This is a genomic window from Aciduricibacillus chroicocephali, from assembly GCF_030762805.1.
Classification (GTDB): Bacteria; Bacillota; Bacilli; order Bacillales; family Amphibacillaceae; genus Aciduricibacillus; species Aciduricibacillus chroicocephali.
On sequence record NZ_CP129113.1, the window covers coordinates 97,501 to 114,653 of the forward strand.

At 44.1% G+C, this 17,153-nt stretch carries 20 protein-coding genes and 2 other annotated features (1 of these 22 running past the window's edge); of the genes, 19 read left to right on the forward strand and 1 reads right to left on the reverse strand.

From position 1 onward, the window contains the following. From QR721_RS00565 to QR721_RS00615, 11 genes are all read left to right on the forward strand, one after another. Positions 1–251, forward strand: partial view of a CtsR family transcriptional regulator gene (locus tag QR721_RS00565; protein ID WP_348028164.1) — the 3' portion only. It extends 220 nt beyond the left edge of the window; 251 of the gene's 471 nt are visible here — the last part of the coding sequence; the start codon falls outside the window, past its left edge; the stop codon is at positions 249–251. Between the two features lie 13 nt (positions 252–264). After that, the gene (mcsA, locus tag QR721_RS00570) at positions 265–807 is read left to right on the forward strand and encodes a protein-arginine kinase activator protein McsA (RefSeq protein WP_348028166.1); all 543 of its coding nucleotides are present in this window, start codon (positions 265–267) and stop codon (positions 805–807) included. After that, on the forward strand, positions 804–1,868 hold the full coding sequence (mcsB, locus tag QR721_RS00575) for a protein-arginine kinase McsB (protein WP_348028168.1): 1,065 nt from the start codon (positions 804–806) through the stop codon (positions 1,866–1,868). Before mcsA ends, mcsB begins: the two co-directional genes overlap by 4 nt. Positions 1,869–1,884: 16 nt before the next feature. After that, the gene (gene clpC, locus QR721_RS00580; protein ID WP_348028170.1) at positions 1,885–4,311 is read left to right on the forward strand and encodes an ATP-dependent protease ATP-binding subunit ClpC; all 2,427 of its coding nucleotides are present in this window, start codon (positions 1,885–1,887) and stop codon (positions 4,309–4,311) included. A gap of 138 nt (positions 4,312–4,449) precedes the next feature. Next, positions 4,450–5,832 (forward strand): DNA repair protein RadA, encoded by a 1,383-nt coding sequence (radA, locus tag QR721_RS00585; protein ID WP_348028172.1) that lies wholly within the window; start codon positions 4,450–4,452, stop codon positions 5,830–5,832. Positions 5,833–6,025: 193 nt separating this feature from the next. After that, a complete protein-coding gene (locus QR721_RS00590; protein WP_348028174.1) occupies positions 6,026–7,126 on the forward strand; it encodes a PIN/TRAM domain-containing protein in 1,101 nt (366 codons plus the stop codon). 128 nt (positions 7,127–7,254) lie between these two features. Next, a complete protein-coding gene (gene gltX / locus QR721_RS00595; RefSeq protein WP_348028176.1) occupies positions 7,255–8,724 on the forward strand; it encodes a glutamate--tRNA ligase in 1,470 nt (489 codons plus the stop codon). 57 nt (positions 8,725–8,781) lie between these two features. Then, positions 8,782–9,006: a binding site (T-box leader), on the forward strand. 89 nt (positions 9,007–9,095) lie between these two features. Then, entirely contained in the window at positions 9,096–9,770 is a 675-nt protein-coding gene (cysE, locus tag QR721_RS00600; protein ID WP_348029750.1) for a serine O-acetyltransferase, read from the forward strand. Further along, positions 9,751–11,151, forward strand: a complete 1,401-nt coding sequence (gene cysS, locus QR721_RS00605; RefSeq protein WP_348028178.1) for a cysteine--tRNA ligase — start codon at positions 9,751–9,753, stop codon at positions 11,149–11,151. Before cysE ends, cysS begins: the two co-directional genes overlap by 20 nt. 95 nt (positions 11,152–11,246) lie before the next feature. After that, the gene (gene rlmB / locus QR721_RS00610) at positions 11,247–11,990 is read left to right on the forward strand and encodes a 23S rRNA (guanosine(2251)-2'-O)-methyltransferase RlmB (RefSeq protein WP_348028180.1); all 744 of its coding nucleotides are present in this window, start codon (positions 11,247–11,249) and stop codon (positions 11,988–11,990) included. Positions 11,991–11,992: 2 nt separating this feature from the next. Beyond that, positions 11,993–12,505: an NYN domain-containing protein gene (locus tag QR721_RS00615; protein WP_348028182.1), complete on the forward strand. Its 513-nt coding sequence runs from the start codon at positions 11,993–11,995 to the stop codon at positions 12,503–12,505. A gap of 102 nt (positions 12,506–12,607) precedes the next feature. Here the strand turns inward: QR721_RS00615 and QR721_RS13865 are convergent, their stop codons facing one another. Further along, complete coding sequence (locus QR721_RS13865) at positions 12,608–12,703, reverse strand: archaellin/type IV pilin N-terminal domain-containing protein (RefSeq protein WP_431189526.1); 96 nt, start codon at positions 12,701–12,703, stop codon at positions 12,608–12,610. Here QR721_RS13865 and sigH point away from each other — a divergent pair. The 8 genes from sigH (at position 12,660) to rplL (ending at position 17,130) form a co-directional block, all read left to right on the forward strand. Next, the gene (gene sigH / locus QR721_RS00620) at positions 12,660–13,265 is read left to right on the forward strand and encodes an RNA polymerase sporulation sigma factor SigH (RefSeq protein WP_348029751.1); all 606 of its coding nucleotides are present in this window, start codon (positions 12,660–12,662) and stop codon (positions 13,263–13,265) included. The two genes, QR721_RS13865 and sigH, sit on opposite strands and share 44 nt — an antisense overlap. 90 nt (positions 13,266–13,355) lie before the next feature. Beyond that, positions 13,356–13,505: a 50S ribosomal protein L33 gene (gene rpmG, locus QR721_RS00625; protein ID WP_348029752.1), complete on the forward strand. Its 150-nt coding sequence runs from the start codon at positions 13,356–13,358 to the stop codon at positions 13,503–13,505. A gap of 49 nt (positions 13,506–13,554) precedes the next feature. Further along, positions 13,555–13,728 carry a preprotein translocase subunit SecE gene (gene secE / locus QR721_RS00630; protein WP_348029753.1) on the forward strand — a complete coding sequence of 58 codons (174 nt, stop codon included), beginning with the start codon at positions 13,555–13,557 and terminating at the stop codon, positions 13,726–13,728. Between the two features lie 226 nt (positions 13,729–13,954). Continuing rightward, positions 13,955–14,488, forward strand: a complete 534-nt coding sequence (gene nusG / locus QR721_RS00635) for a transcription termination/antitermination protein NusG (protein ID WP_348029754.1) — start codon at positions 13,955–13,957, stop codon at positions 14,486–14,488. A 150-nt stretch (positions 14,489–14,638) separates the two neighbouring features. Beyond that, a complete protein-coding gene (rplK, locus tag QR721_RS00640; protein WP_348028184.1) occupies positions 14,639–15,064 on the forward strand; it encodes a 50S ribosomal protein L11 in 426 nt (141 codons plus the stop codon). Positions 15,065–15,268: 204 nt separating this feature from the next. Further along, positions 15,269–15,958 (forward strand): 50S ribosomal protein L1, encoded by a 690-nt coding sequence (gene rplA, locus QR721_RS00645; RefSeq protein ID WP_348028186.1) that lies wholly within the window; start codon positions 15,269–15,271, stop codon positions 15,956–15,958. Between the two features lie 49 nt (positions 15,959–16,007). Next, positions 16,008–16,161: a sequence feature (ribosomal protein L10 leader region), on the forward strand. 35 nt (positions 16,162–16,196) lie between these two features. Beyond that, entirely contained in the window at positions 16,197–16,697 is a 501-nt protein-coding gene (gene rplJ, locus QR721_RS00650; protein ID WP_348028188.1) for a 50S ribosomal protein L10, read from the forward strand. Between the two features lie 70 nt (positions 16,698–16,767). Next, positions 16,768–17,130, forward strand: a complete 363-nt coding sequence (gene rplL / locus QR721_RS00655; RefSeq protein ID WP_348028190.1) for a 50S ribosomal protein L7/L12 — start codon at positions 16,768–16,770, stop codon at positions 17,128–17,130. Positions 17,131–17,153 lie beyond the last annotated feature (23 nt).

The following is a 17,153-nucleotide window of genomic DNA, read 5'->3' on the forward strand; positions in this document are numbered from 1 at the left end:
AGCATGAAGATCAAGCAGCCCTTATTGATGATGTCATTGGGATGATCGGGGATAGTGTAAGCCAACAGGCAGCAGTAGACGTCCTTGAAAGATTGGCTGAGGAAGAAGTCATTTCTCCTCGGGAGGCCAGAATCATGCTAAGTGCAGTGGAACGTAATACATTATCATTCCAGTTGCCATTACGTGATGAAGTTCGTGCAAGGATTCTTAAGGCAATGCTTTCAGCTTTAAAGTATATGAATGAGTCATAAAGGGGGATGGGTGATGGAGTGTCAAGATTGTCATGAACGTGATGCTACCCTCCACTTTGCACAATCTGTAAATGGACAGAAAAAAGAAGTGCATCTTTGTGAACAATGCGCCAAGGAAAGAGGGTACTTGTCCGGGCAAGAAGATGGCTATTCATTGCAGGACCTTTTGTTTGGTCTGTTTAATATGGAACCGGCATCTCAGAAGACAGAGCCGGTAAGTCAAAAGGAACCGACAAGATGCCCGAAATGCGGTATGAGCTTTACGGAATTTAAAAGGATTGGTAAGTTCGGCTGTGCTGAATGCTACTACACCTTCTCTGACAAGCTAGACCCAGTATTCCGGCGCGTACATAGTGGTAATATTCGTCATCAAGGTAAAATTCCAAAACGCAAGGGTGGATCTCTGCATATTAAAAAGCAGATACTCGGTTTAAGAAGCGAGCTTCAGCATTTAATTGAACAAGAGAACTTTGAGGAAGCCGCCGAGGTTCGTGATGAAATTCGCGCACTGGAAAGGAAGCAGACTGAACATCGGGAAGCAGGTGATGAAAGATGAGCCTGAATCATTTTATTGATGAAGCGTTGAGCCCGTGGATGAGAGAAGAAGGCCCGGACAGCGATATCGTCATGAGTAGCCGAATCAGACTGGCACGCAACTTCAGTGATGTTGTTTTTCCAATCATTGCAGATGAGCGTGAATTGCGGCGAGTGACAGATTTCATAGGAAATGAATTTGCTGACAAGTCCTTCAAAGAATATGAGAATTTCGAATATGTGCAGATGGCTAATTTGTCCACCATTGAAAAAAGGATGCTTATCGAGAAACATTTAATCAGTCCAGTGCTTTTGAAACGCACAGGTACATCAGCAATGCTGATTTCTGAGAATGAACAAGTATCCATCATGGTAAATGAAGAAGATCATATTCGACTGCAGCTTTATCTTCCAGGTTTTCAACTAGAGGAAACATTGAACCGAGCCTTTGAGCTTGATGATTGGTTGGAGCAAAAGATTGACTATGCATATGATGAAAAATGGGGCTATCTATCAAGCTGCCCAACGAATGCTGGTACTGGAATGAGAGCTTCTGTCATGATGCATTTGCCGGGTCTTGTTATTACGAGGCAGGTTAATCGCCTTATTCCCGCAATTAACCAACTTGGCCTTGTTGTCCGTGGCTTGTATGGTGAGGGAAGTGAAGCAAGAGGGAACATATTCCAGATATCCAATCAGATTACGATGGGCAAGTCGGAAGCAGATATTGTTTCAGATCTCGAGAGCATCGTCCGGCAATTGATAGACCATGAAAGAAAAGCTCGAAAGCATCTGCAGGAACAATCAGGTATGCGGCTTGAGGACAGAATATTCAGATCATACGGGGTGCTTCAGCATAGCCGGATTCTTGATTCCAAGGAGGCTGCAAAATGCCTCTCAAATGTTCGACTAGGAATTGATTTGGGAATAATCAAGGAGATTTCCGGTCAAATATTGAATGAGTTAATGATCCTTACTCAACCAGGTTTCTTGCAGCATTATGCAGATGGCGTTCTTGCTGCAGAGGATCGGGATGTATTGCGGGCAACGCTTGTGCGTGAGCGCTTGTTAATGGAGAATTGAACTGGAGGAATGCGATATGATGTTTGGACGTTTTACGGAAAGAGCTCAAAAAGTACTGGCACTTTCTCAGGAAGAGGCTGTCAGGCTCGGCCATAATAATATCGGGACAGAACATATTCTGCTCGGACTGATCCGCGAGGGTGAGGGAATAGCAGCTAAAGCATTGCAGTCACTCGGACTCGAGGCAGAGAAGATTCAGGAAGAAGTAGAAGAGCTGATTGGCACTGGTCAGCAGTCAATGCAGACAATCCATTACACACCGAGGGCAAAAAAGGTCGTTGAGCTTTCACAGGATGAAGCTCGCAAGCTTGGCCATTCTTATGTCGGGACAGAACATATTCTGCTTGGGTTGATTCGCGAAGGTGAGGGTGTAGCAGCTCGTGTGCTGAACAATCTTGGAGTAAGCTTGAACAAAGCACGCCAACAAGTTTTGCAGCTTCTTGGCAGCAATGAATCACAAGCTGGAAGACAAGGGCGCAATCAGGCAGCTACAGCAAGCACACCAACCCTAGATTCTTTGGCGAAGGACCTTACTGCAAGCGCACGTGACGGCAAGGTCGATCCGGTTATTGGCCGTGACAAGGAAATAGAGCGTGTCATTCAGGTGCTCAGCCGCCGTACGAAGAATAATCCTGTACTTATTGGAGAACCAGGTGTTGGTAAAACAGCTGTTGCTGAAGGTCTCGCTCAGCAGATCGTCGATAATGAAGTTCCTGAAACGCTTCGTGATAAGCGTGTCATGACACTCGATATGGGTACTGTTGTAGCTGGAACTAAATATCGCGGTGAATTTGAAGATCGTCTCAAGAAAGTGATGGAGGAGATTCGCCAGGCAGGCAATGTCATTCTGTTCATTGACGAATTGCATACATTAATTGGGGCTGGCGGAGCTGAAGGTGCTATTGATGCATCAAACATCTTGAAGCCTGCTCTATCACGAGGGGAAATTCAGTGTATCGGTGCGACTACATTAGAAGAGTACCGCAAATATATTGAAAAAGATGCAGCACTTGAACGTCGTTTCCAGCCAATTCAGGTTGATGAGCCAACAGTTGAGGAAACGATTCAGATTCTTAAAGGACTTCGTGATCGTTATGAGGCCCATCATCGTGTGAAAATTACAGACGAAGCAATTGAGGCGGCTGCGAACTTGTCAGAGCGTTATATAACTGAGCGCTTCCTTCCGGATAAAGCAATCGACCTGATTGATGAGGCTGGTTCTAAAGTACGGCTTAAGTCGTATACAATTCCACCAAACTTAAAGGAATTGGAGCAGAATCTAGATTCAGTTCGCAAGGAGAAGGACGCAGCTGTTCAGAGCCAGGAATTTGAAAAAGCTGCTTCATTGCGGGATTCTGAACAACGACTTCGTGAAGAACTTGAAGAAACAAAGAACGAATGGAAAGAAAAACAGGGCCAGGAAAATACAGAGGTCACTGTTGATGATATCGCAAGTGTCGTTTCTATCTGGACAGGAATTCCAGTTGCTAAGATGACAAAGGATGAAAGTGATCGTCTTCTCAGCATGGAGGAAACACTTCATAACCGTGTTATCGGGCAAGGTGAGGCAGTTACTGCAATTTCTAAAGCAATCCGAAGAGCGCGTGCGGGCCTTAAAGATCCAAAGCGACCAATTGGCTCGTTCATTTTCCTAGGTCCGACAGGGGTTGGGAAAACAGAGCTTGCGAGAGCTCTTGCCGAAGTTATGTTTGCTGATGAAGATGCCATGATTCGAGTTGATATGTCCGAGTATATGGAGAAGCACTCGACTTCGCGTCTTGTAGGTTCACCTCCTGGATATGTCGGTTATGAAGAGGGTGGCCAGCTTACAGAGAAAGTACGCCGCAAGCCATACTCTGTTGTGCTACTCGATGAGATTGAAAAAGCGCATCCAGAAGTATTTAACATCCTGCTCCAAGTACTTGAAGATGGTCGTCTGACGGATTCCAAGGGCCGTGTCGTAGACTTCCGTAATACAGTCATTATTATGACTTCCAATGTGGGAGCAAGTGAGCTGAAGCGGAATAAATTTGTCGGCTTTAATGTAGGAGACGAAGCGCAAGATCACAAGGATATGAAGTCTAAAGTGATGGGTGAGCTGAAGAAGACATTCCGTCCTGAATTCCTGAATCGTATCGACGAGATCATTGTGTTCCATTCACTTGAGAAGAAACATATGAAGGATATTGTGACATTGATGATCGACCAATTGCAGAAGCGTCTGCATGAGCAGGAAATCGACTTCACATTGACGGATAAAGCTATCGATAAGATTGTTGAAGATGGTTATGATCCTGACTATGGAGCTCGTCCGCTTCGTCGTTCTTTACAGAAGAACATCGAAGACCTGCTCTCCGAAGAGTTGCTGAAAGGATCTTTGAACAAAGGTGAAAAGGCAAAAATTGGACTGAGCAAAAAAGGTGAATTTACTGTACTCCCTTAAAAATTGGGAAAAGCCGGCAGATTTCGACACTGTCGGCTTTTCATATGTCTGCATATGGCGGATATTGAAAAAGGATTGTAATTTTTCGGCGGTGATTTTTCTATATAATGGATATATGGTGAAAGGGTGAAAAAAAGATTGGCCAAGCGTAAAACAAAGTTTGCATGTCAGGAATGTGGTTATGAATCTGCTAAATGGATGGGCAAATGTCCAGGGTGCGGTAAATGGAACACTTTTGTAGAAGAAGTAGAAATGACAGGAGCCTCTGCCAGTCGCCATACGTTTGGTTTTGGGCGTGATCAGTCCTTCAAAAGCAAACCTGAGAAAATTACGGCTATCGAGTCTGAGAAGGAACCTCGTGTCAAAACAGCCATGCCGGAATTCAACCGAGTCCTAGGTGGTGGTATTGTACCAGGTTCTCTTGTCTTGGTTGGGGGCGACCCGGGAATTGGCAAGTCCACACTTTTGCTTCAGATTTCTGCCCAGCTGGCAGATAAGGAGTTATCGGTTCTCTATATTTCTGGTGAGGAATCAGTAAGACAGACAAAATTGCGTGCAGATCGACTCGATATCGGCTCAGATCAGCTATATGTTCTGGCGGAAACGAATCTGTTTGATATTGCAAAACAAATTGAAGAGATCAAGCCGTCGTTCGTTGTAATTGATTCAATCCAGACAATTTTTAAAGAAGAAGTGACAAGTGCACCTGGTAGCGTATCTCAAGTCCGAGAGTGTACAGGTGAATTAATGAAAATCGCTAAGATGAATGGTATCCCAATTTTCATTGTCGGTCATGTTACAAAAGAAGGGTCTATTGCCGGACCGCGTATATTGGAACATATGGTGGATGCTGTACTTTACTTTGAAGGAGAAAGACATCACACTTACAGGATCCTCCGAAGCGTTAAAAACCGTTTTGGCAGTACGAACGAGATGGGAATCTTTGAGATGAAGGAAGAGGGTTTGAGAGAAGTGCTCAACCCGTCAGAGATTTTCCTGGAGGAGCGTTCTCAAGGAGCGGCAGGATCAACAATTGTTGCATCCATGGAAGGTACACGGCCTGTACTTGTCGAGATTCAGGCATTGATTTCGCCGACAAGCTTTGGAAACCCACGCCGAATGGCCACTGGGGTGGATCATAACCGAGTACCGCTGCTGATGGCTGTGCTTGAGAAACGTGTAGGGCTCATGCTGCAAAATCAGGATGCATATATTAAAGTAGCGGGCGGTGTAAAGCTTGATGAACCAGCAATAGACCTTGCCATAGCAGTTGCGATTGCTTCAAGCTTCCGAGATCAGCCAACAGAGCCACAGGATATTTTCATTGGCGAGGTTGGATTAACAGGAGAAATCCGCCGTGTCTCAAGAATTGAGCAACGAGTCCAGGAAGCGGCGAAACTTGGATTCAAACGTGTAATTTGCCCTGCGAAGAACCTGGAGGGCTGGACAGTACCGAACAATTTACAAGTAGTCGGGGTGAACTCTGTCCGTGAAGCTCTCGACGTTGGGCTTGGCAAGTAAAGTTGGGCAATAAAGAAGGGATTTTGTCCGAAATAAGGCAGTTTTGTAAAATCCAAGTAACTTAAATGGGATTGGCCTGTTTAAAATTGACTGGGAAAAATCGCTATGTTATGTTTTAGTGGATAAACTTTAAAAATAACAGATTAGTGTTTAATCATAAAGGGAATTATATATATGCTGGGAGGTGACGATTATGCTAAAAAAGATAGTACACTTGTTCTTTATTGTGCTTGGCGGGATGATGGGTTACTTATATCTCCCTGCTGTAGCGACACTTGCCGGACTCGGTGATTCACGTATTGCGACTTCTTCAATCTTTGGATGCATTGTCGGCGCTATTATTCTTTTTCTTCTCTCTTATTTTGTTGCGGACTATTTGGTCGATTTCTTCAAATGGGTGGAAGACGGACTTATTCGAATTCCGGCTGCGGATCTTTTCTTTGGGACGATCGGTCTCATCCTAGGCCTTGTCGTTGCTTTTCTAATCACGATTCCGCTTCAGGAAATCAAGTTTCGTATATTTTCTCAAGTACTGCCAATCTTTATTACCATTTTGGCAGGGTATATGGGCTTCCAGGTCGGGTTCCGGAGACGTGATGAGTTTACGAATCTGCTGAATCGAAAAGAAAGAAGACGGACGAAAGAAGAACATCAAGAAGAACAGAGGGAAATGGCAGGTGCTCAGCCTAAGCCTAAAATTCTTGATACGAGTGTCATCATTGACGGGCGTATCGCGGATATCTGTCAGACGAGTTTCCTTGAAGGGACGATTGTAATTCCTCAATTCGTGCTTGGTGAACTGCAGCATATTGCGGATTCATCCGATGCATTGAAGAGAAATCGGGGACGCAGAGGCCTCGATATTCTGAATCGTATCCAAAAAGAGCTGCCGATTCATGTTGAAATCTACGAAGGCGATTTTGAGGAAATTGCTGAAGTGGACAGTAAGCTTATTAAGCTGGCAAAAGTTATGGATGGTATCGTTGTTACAAATGACTTCAATCTGAATAAGGTTTGTGACTTCCAGGGTGTACCTGTATTGAACATTAATGATTTAGCCAATGCAGTTAAGCCTGTCGTGCTTCCTGGAGAACAGTTAGAAGTTCAGGTCATCAAAGATGGCAAGGAACACAATCAGGGTGTTGCCTATCTTGACGATGGTACGATGATTGTCGTGGAAGAAGGTAAAGAGTATATCGGTAAAACAATCAAAGTGTTGATTACAAGCGTACTGCAGACTTCTGCCGGCCGGATGATCTTCGCCAAGCCGAAATTACTTGAAAAAGCCCAGTAAATTCGGTATAACTTAATAGGATAAACAAAAAGTGATAACATAGATGTGTTATCACTTTTTATTTCTGGTTATGAACGGTTCAGCACATTTATTCAGGTAATTCTGCTCATTAAGAGAGGGGCATGGAAATGACAAACGAAGTACGAGTGCGCTATGCACCAAGTCCAACAGGACATTTGCATATCGGTAACGCACGCACAGCATTGTTCAATTATTTGTATGCAAGACATTTCGGAGGCAAAATGGTTCTTCGTATTGAAGATACAGACCAGAAGCGTAACGTGGAAGGCGGCGAGGAAAGCCAGCTGCATTTCTTGAAATGGCTCGGCGTGGAATGGGATGAAGGTGCTGACTTGGGCGGTGACTATGGTCCATATCGCCAAATGGAGAGATTAGACCTTTACAAGAAATATACGGACGAGCTTCTTGAACGTGGGCTCGCCTACAAGTGTTACATGACAGAAGAGGAACTGGAAGCGGAACGTGAAGAACAGCGAGCTAATGGTCAGGTACCAAAGTATTCTGGGAAGCATCGTAATTTGACAGCAGAACAGATTGCTGAGTTTGAAGCTGAAGGCCGTAAGCCATCTATCCGTTTCCGCGTACCGGAAGGCGTTACTTATACGTTTAACGACCTTGTACGCGACAATATTACATTTGAATCAAGTGACTTCGGTGACTGGGTAATTGTGAAAAAAGACGGCATTCCGACTTATAACTTTGCAGTTGCAATTGACGACCACCTAATGAAAATCAGCCATGTGCTTCGTGGTGAAGAGCATATTTCCAATACGCCAAAGCAGATGATGATCTATAATGCATTCGGTTGGGAGCCTCCACAGTTCGGCCATATGACGCTAATTCTGAATGAAGACCGCAAGAAATTGAGTAAGCGTGATCAGCATATTGTCCAGTTCATTGAGCAGTACAAGGATCTTGGCTATTTGCCGGAGGCTCTCTTCAATTTCATTTCTCTTCTTGGCTGGTCTCCAGTTGGTGAGGAAGAGATCTTTAATCGTGAAACATTGATTGAGATTTTTGACCCAGCGAGACTTTCTACATCAGCGGCTATTTTTGATGCTCAGAAACTGAAGTGGATGAACAACGAATATATTAAAGCTTCCGATGTTAAAGATGTCATTGCATTGGCTATGCCATATCTAATTGAAGCAGGAAGACTCCCTGCCGATATGGATGATGAGCAGCGTACTTGGGCTGAGCGTGTAATTGCGCTCTATCGCGAACAACTTCGTTATGGAGCGGAGATAGTCGATCTCACAGAGTTGTTCTTTAAAACTGATATTGATTATGATGAAGAAGCTATGGAAATTCTAAACGAAGAACAAGTACCAGAAGTTCTTCAAGTATTTACAGATAAGCTGATTCACCTTGATGACTTTACAGGTGATGAGATTAAGGCACAAATCAAAGCAACTCAGAAGGAAACAGGTCATCGTGGCAAGAAGCTGTTCATGCCAATCCGTGTAGCAACTACTGGACAGGTACATGGCCCTGAGCTTCAGACAGCGATTGAGCTGCTTGGTAAAGAGGTTGTTCTTTCGCGCCTTGACCAGCTTCTGAAAAAACTTGAAGCCTAATATCACTGTCACTGCACAGTTGATATTTTGAAACATACATTGAATTAAATCCAATACATGAAAGCATTGACGAGGAGAAGTAGCGGGAATAGTGTACCCATTCAGAGAGAGCTGCATTTGCTGAGAGCGGCTTTGGGAGCACCCTGTGAAATGCACCTCTGAGTCTGTTGTGGAAATTCAGTACATGGCAGCGGAAGTTCCGGCCGTTATCCGGAATGGAGCAGGAGGGAAGGTTTGATAGTCCCTCAAGCAGAGTGGAACCGCGCTTCAGGCGTCTCTGTGCAATTCGTTGCACAGAGACGCCTTTTTTATATACAGTCTGTTCTCTTGGTCACGGAGGCAGGCAAAAGGGGGGAATGATCGGAATGAATATGTTCAGGCGGATGAAAGAAGACATGGATACCGTATTTCATCAGGATCCGGCAGCAAGGACTTATATTGAAGTATTCTTGACTTATTCAGGGTTGCATGCAATTTGGTCACATCGGGTTGCCCACTTTTTCTATAAGCGGAGATTCTATTTTATTGCTCGGGTAATTTCTCAAATAAATCGTTTCTTTACTGGAATAGAGATTCACCCTGGAGCAACGATTGGAAGGCGCTTCTTTATTGACCACGGTATGGGAGTTGTAATTGGGGAGACGTGTGAAATAGGAAATGATGTGACAATCTATCAAGGGGTGACGCTTGGCGGTACTGGTAAAGAGAAAGGTAAGCGCCATCCTACAATCAAGGATTATGCACTTATTGCAACTGGAGCCAAGGTTTTGGGTTCTATAACGGTAGGAGAAGCTTCTAAGGTGGGAGCGGGGTCTGTCGTTCTGAAAGATGTTCCTGATCATTCGACTGTTGTGGGTATTCCAGGCCGTGTTCGTGTACAAAATGGTAAAAGAATTGGGCCAAGTGATTTGGATCATCATAAGCTTCCGGATCCGATGGCTGATCGTTTAAATGAGCTGAAGCTGCAAATAGAGCGGATGCAGGGAGAATTGAATATGTTAAAAGAAAAAGAGGAGCGGAAAAAAGATGCCAATCCGAATTTATAATACACTGACAAGACAAAAGGAAGACTTCAAACCAATTGTGGATGGAAAGGTCAGCATGTACGTATGTGGACCGACTGTTTACAATTATATTCATATCGGGAATGCACGTCCGGCTATCGTTTTTGATACAGTGCGCCGATATCTTGAGTATAAAGGGTATGAAGTTGACTATGTACTCAACTTTACAGATGTTGATGACAAAATTATAAATCGCGCCAATGAGCTTGGTGAGTCAGTGACAGAACTGGCAAATCGCTATATTGATGCTTACCTTGAAGATGTGAAGGCTCTCGGCGTAAAAGAAGCTACTTATAATCCGCGTGTCACAAATACGATGCAGGAAATTATTGATTTTGTGGCTGGACTGATTGATAAGGGCTATGCTTACGCGGTTAATGGAGATGTATATTTCAAACCACGAGCTTTTGACGGGTATGGGAAACTGTCCCACCAGTCAATTGACGAACTTCGTTCTGGTGCACGTATCCAGGTAGGTGATATTAAAGAGGATCCGCTTGACTTTGCACTCTGGAAAGGAGCAAAGCCCGGCGAGATTGCCTGGGAAGCACCTTGGGGAAGCGGCCGTCCGGGTTGGCATATTGAATGCTCGGCAATGGCGAAGAAGTACCTTGGAGAAACGATCGATATTCATGCTGGAGGGCAGGATCTTGCCTTCCCGCATCATGAGAATGAGATTGCTCAGTCCGAGGCACTAAACGAGAAAACCTTCGCTAACTATTGGATGCATAATGGATACATCAACATTGATAATGAGAAGATGTCCAAGTCACTTGGCAACTTTGTGTTGGCAAGGGAGTTAATAGAGAAGTTCAATCCGGCAGTGATTCGCTTCTTCATGCTGAGTGTCCATTACCGGAATCCAATTAACTTCTCCGAAGAGTTGCTTGGTGCTGCAGCGAACGGTCTCGACAGAATCAAGACAGCATATTTCAATCTGGAACATCGCAAAGGTGCGAGCACTAATCTCCCAGAAGGCCAGAAAGAGTGGCAGGAGAAGCTGGCAATGTTTAAGTCCCGATTCGAAAAAGATATGGACGATGACTTTAATACAGCGAATGCGATTGCAGTTCTTTTCGATATTGCCAAAGAGGCGAATGTTTATTTGCAGGAGAGACAGACTTCTGTAGAGACGATTGAAGCATTCCAGAGTACGATCCAAAGTCTGCTAGATGTTCTGGGTATCGGTCTTGAAGGAGAAGCAGAACTACTTGATGAGGAAATTGATGCGTTGATTGAAGAGCGAACACAAGCACGCAAGGACCGCAACTTTGCACGTGCAGATGAAATCCGTGATAAACTTAAAGAGATGAATATTATATTGGAAGATACGCCACAAGGTGTGCGCTGGAAACGTGGCTGAATAAGCGATAAATTTGAATCATAGGCGGGACTGGTAAATGAGACCAGCCCGCATTTTTTAAAGATCATTAGAAGTTTAAAAAAGGAGATTAAATCATGGAACAGGAAATCATCATTGGCAGAAATGCTGTAACGGAAGCTTTACGATCTGGTCATTCTGTTAACAAAGTACTCATTTCCTCAGGGCTCAATCCGAATACGCAGTCACAGATTAGCAAGCTGGCTAAGCAGGCAGGAACTATCATCCAGCAAGTACCAAAAAATAAACTGGATCAGATTTCGAGTGGGAACCATCAGGGGATCATAGCCTATGCCGCAGCTTATGCATATGCAGAAGTGGAAGATCTTTTCAAAGCAGCAGAGCAGAAAGGCGAGGAGCCATTCTTTATTATTCTTGATGAACTTGAAGATCCCCATAACCTCGGTTCAATTTTGCGAACAGCAGACTCTGTTGGGGCGCACGGGGTTATCATTCCAAAACGTCGTTCGGTCGGTTTGACGGCAACTGTGGCTAAGACGGCTGCCGGTGCCCTTGAACATGTACCTGTAGCTCGTGTAACAAATATGGCTAGAGTCATTGATCAATTGAAGGAGCGGAACGTATGGGTTGTCGGAACAGATGCGGACGGGAAGGAAGACTATCGCCAGCTTGACGGCACTTTGCCAATTGCGCTTGTCATTGGTAATGAGGGAAAAGGCATGTCAGCTCTTGTGCGGAAGAAGTGTGACTGGCATGTTAGGTTGCCGATGATAGGGCATGTGTCATCGCTTAATGCATCTGTTGCCTGCAGTCTATTGCTTTATGAAGTATTTCGCAGCAGGCATCCGCTTGGTGAGTAGAGATGAACATACTCGTAGTGGATGGCTACAACATGATCGGTGCCTGGTCGGAACTGCAACAGCTTAAGGACAAGGAGCTTGCAAAAGCGCGTGATCTGCTCATTGATTGGATGGCGGATTACCAGGCATACTCCGGTTCCAGAGTGATTGTTGTTTTCGATGCATATGAAGTGAGAGGGCTGCAGACGAACTTAAAGACTTATGATGTCGAGATTATTTTTACAAAGGAGCGAGAGACGGCGGATGAATGTATCGAGCGTCTTGTCAAATCGCTGAAAAACGTCAAAAACCAAGTATATGTGGCAACTTCCGATTTTGCGGAGCAACGGACAATCTTTGGACAAGGGGCCCTTCGCAAGTCTGCAAGAGAACTCTATATTGAGTTGAAGAATATTGAGAGAGAGATCGCAATAGAAATAGAAGAGTACTCTGCCGGGAAGTTTCAGCCCAAAATCCCTCTCGATCCCAAAGTGAGAAAAGCATTTGAAAAGATGCGCAGAGGTATGAAATATTAATTTTTTTTAATAGGCAGAATGCGACAGAATGTGTCATTGACCGGTTGGAAGCGCTTACTGTATAATATTTACTTATAACGGTGATCAGCAGGGCGGGGGGTCTTATACGGTGATAGCTAAAGAAATGGTAATTGCAACAAAGAGTAAAAATGCAATGATTGATGATGAACTTCTGCAGCGTATCCGGCTTGGTAACAGTCAGGCGGTCGACTTGCTCATTCATAAGTACAAAAACTTTGTGCGGGCAAAAGCTCAGACTTACTTCTTGATCGGGGCTGACCGTGAGGATATAATCCAGGAAGGCATGATTGGATTGTATAAAGCAATCAGGGACTTTGATGGAGACAAGCTCACGTCGTTCAAGGCATTTGCCGAACTGTGCATTACTAGGCAGATCATTACAGCGATCAAGACAGCAACTAGGCAAAAGCATATGCCTCTTAACTCCTACATATCTCTTGATAAACCGATTTTTGATGAAGAATCCGAGCGCACTCTGTTTGATGTGATAGAGGAATCAACCGCAGTCAACCCGGAAGAGCTGCTTGTGAGCAGAGAGCGGTTTGGTGATATGGAAATTAAGCTTTCTTCAGTGCTAAGCAGTTTGGAGAAACAAGTTCTTCATCTTTATCTGGACGGCTGTACATACCAGGAGATTTCCGAGAAATTAAATCGCCACATCAAGTCAATTGACAATGCTCTTCAGCGTGTAAAACGAAAACTTGAACAGCTCATGGAGACAAGCGAAATGCAACATTGAGCGGTAAAGGGGTACTTCCGGATATTGACAGGGTTTGGACAACCTGCTACATTTGTAGAAGCATATAAACCCGAATTGCGGGGTGAAACGGTGAATGTAAAGATTGTTTTGAGCTGTGCCGAGTGCAGCAGCCGCAATTATACAACGACGAAGAACAAAGCCGGAAATCCGGAACGTATGGAAGTCCGGAAGTTTTGCAAAGCATGCGGCAAGCATACTATGCACCGGGAAACGAAATAATCTCGTGCACATCACATGCTATGCAAAGTATGGGGGTACAAAGATGAAAATCTTCAAATTCTTTAGGAATGTCTCTCGGGAGATGTCCAAGGTCAGCTGGCCCAAAGGACGGGAATTATTCAATTACACTGTGACTGTCATTGCGACAGTGTTGTTTTTTGCCGTATTCTTCGGCCTTGTCGATTTCGGCATTTCCGAAGCATTGAACACATTCTTTGAATAATCTTCCTTGCATTATGCTATAATGTATTCGAATTGAATAGATTTCTTATAAAAAACCCGGTATTGACGGGTTTTTTAATATGCTTTTTTATTGCTGGTTATTATTGCTGTTTTTGATGAACGGATTCATTAAGTAGATTTGCTTGCGGATGAAATTTTTCTCCGCCAGTCATTATTTAGACAATGGTCAGAGGGAGGGAAAAGGACAAGCGAATTGTCCTGTTTTTATGGAGAAAAACTGGTATGTCATTCATACGTATTCCGGATACGAGAACAAAGTGCGCACGAACCTTGAACGTCGCGTCGAGTCAATGGGGATGCAAGATAAGATTTTTCGTGTGATTGTCCCGGAAGACGAAGAAACTGAAATCAAGGACGGAAAGAAGAAAGTTACAAAGAAGAAATTCTTCCCGGGTTATGTTTTGGCGGAAATGATCATGACGGACGATTCATGGTATGTTGTACGTAATACACCTGGTGTAACAGGATTCGTTGGTTCCAGCGGTCAGGGTGCCAAGCCGACACCGCTTTTGCCAGGTGAGGCAGAAACTGTTCTAAAACGAATGGGCGTAACTGACAAACCTGTTCAAAGTGATTATGAACTAAATGAAACAGTACGTGTCATGGAAGGTCCATTCGCGAACTTCGAAGGAACAATTGAACATATTGATATCGATAAAGCGAAGCTTAAAGTACATGTCAATATGTTCGGTCGTGAAACACCGGTTGAACTTGATTTCAACCAAGTTGAAAAATTATAGAGTTTTTCAAAGGCTGGTTGCATTATATCAATATGTATGCTAAAATTTTTATGTTATTCATGTCCTATATGATTTTGAGACAAGGACAACGATGAGTGGGAGGGGACAATCCCCAATTACCACATCACGGACTTTAAGGAGGTGTGTCTCGTGGCTAAAAACGTAATCAAGGTTGTTAAATTGCAAATTCCTGCAGGTAAAGCCAACCCGGCACCACCAGTTGGACCGGCATTGGGTCAAGCAGGTGTTAACATCATGGGATTCTGTAAGGAGTTCAACGCACGCACGCAAGATCAGGCGGGCTTGATCATTCCGGTTGAAATTTCTGTATTTGAAGACAGATCTTTCACATTCATCACTAAGACTCCGCCAGCTGCAGTTCTTCTTAAGAAAGCGGCAGGAATCGAAACAGCTTCAGGCGAACCAAACCGCAATAAAGTTGCCACTGTCAAGCGTGACAAGGTAAGAGAAATTGCTGAAACAAAAATGCCTGACTTGAACGCTGCTAGTGTTGAAGCAGCAATGCTAATGGTTGAAGGTACTGCACGCAGCATGGGTATTGTGATCGAAGACTGATCACCCATTATCATAGCAGGTTGCGATTTTGGTCTCCATTCTCGCAACCTTTTTTATGAATTGCATGTCATCCCGATTGAAAATAATCCGCGCATGGTTCTCCATGGCGGCTGATCGCCTCAGGCATCTGATGAGTGTGTGATGTACACGCTTGTTCAAGTGGGAGGGTAAACCCGCACGACCACATACGAGGAGGAAATATAAATGGCAAAAAGAGGTAAGAAGTATCAAGAAGCTTCCAAGCTGATTGATCGCACTAAATCATATGATGTAAACGAAGCAATTGAATTGGTCAAGAAGACAGCTAAAGCAAACTTCGACGAAACTGTAGAAGTAGCTTTCCGTCTTGGAATTGACCCTAAGAAAGCTGACCAGCAAATCCGTGGCGCAATGGTATTGCCACACGGTACTGGTAAAACACAAAGCGTCCTAGTTTTCGCTAAAGGCGAAAAAGCGAAGGAAGCTGAAGCAGCAGGTGCTGACTATGTTGGAGATTCAGACATGATCAACAAAATCAACCAAGGCTGGTTCGATTTTGATGTAATCGTTGCAACTCCTGACATGATGGCTGAAGTTGGTAAGCTTGGCCGTGTCTTGGGACCAAAAGGCCTTATGCCAAACCCTAAGACTGGAACAGTTACTTTCGAAGTTGAAAAGGCTGTTAATGAAATCAAGGCTGGTAAAGTTGAATACCGCGTTGATAAGTCTTCTAACGTACATGTTCCAATCGGAAAGATCTCTTTCGAAGACAACAAGCTTGCTGAGAACTTGCTTGCGATCGTCGACACAGTGATCAAAGCTAAACCACAGTCTGCTAAAGGCACATACATCAAGAACGTAGCCATCGCTTCAACAATGGGCCCTGGCGTAAAAGTTGACGTATCTGGTCGCTAATTGACTGTTGACACAGCTTTGCATATGGGATATAATCATATGCGTTGCATAAATTAAATACGTTGTACCGTAGACAGCAGGTGCCTGGTTAACCAGGCTTAATTTCCTGCCGAGGTGTTGATAACATATATCGCCGGCCACGCCTGGCTGGTATTTGTGATTAAGCCTCCTCATGTCTATGTGGAGGCTTTTTCTTGAGATTCCGAACGGTATGATGAATCTAACAGGAGGTGCAGGAATGTCCAGTGTACTCGAAACAAAAAAAGCACTAGTACAAGAAATCGCTGACAAGTTCCGCGCGAGCCAGTCTACAGTAGTTGTAGATTATCGTGGACTTGATGTAGGCAAAGTTACACAGTTGCGTAAAAATCTTCGTGAAGCCGGCGTTGAGTTCCATGTTTACAAGAACACAATGACTCGTCGTGCTGCTGAAGCTGCGGAACTTGGCGAACTTTCCGAACATTTGGTGGGACCGACAGCTATTGCTTTCAGCAATGACGATGTCATCGCTCCAGCGAAAGTATTGAGCGCATTTGCTAAAGAAAACGAAGCTCTTGAAATTAAAGGCGGCGTAATTGAAGGCAAAGTCGTTACAATCGATCAAATCAATGAACTTGCAAGCCTTCCAAACTACGAGGGTATGGTTTCTATGTTGCTTAGCGTATTGCAGGCACCAGTACGAAACTTTGCTTATGCTGTTAAGGCAGTCGGCGAACAGAAGGAAGAGCAAGGCGCATAATTACTGCTTAAAAGCAGAAGCCATTTAAATTTGGCTTATTACAATTTTAAAATACAGGAGGAAACAAATCATGACGAAAGAACAAATCATCGACGCGATTAAAGAAATGTCCGTTTTGGACTTGAACGACCTTGTTAAAGCAATTGAGGAAGAATTCGGCGTAACAGCTGCTGCTCCAGTTGCAGTTGCAGGCGCTGCTGGTGGAGATGCAGGCGCTGAAAAGACTGAGTTTGACGTAGTTCTTTCTGACGCAGGTGCTTCTAAGATCAAAGTTGTTAAAGCTGTTCGCGAAATCACTGGTCTTGGTCTTAAAGACGCAAAAGACCTCGTTGATAACGCTCCAAAAGCAATCAAAGAAGGCGTTTCTAAAGAAGAAGCTGAAGAAGTTAAGTCTAAGCTTGAAGAAGCAGGCGCTTCTGTAGAAGTTAAGTAATTTCAATATATAAATCGAAAGCT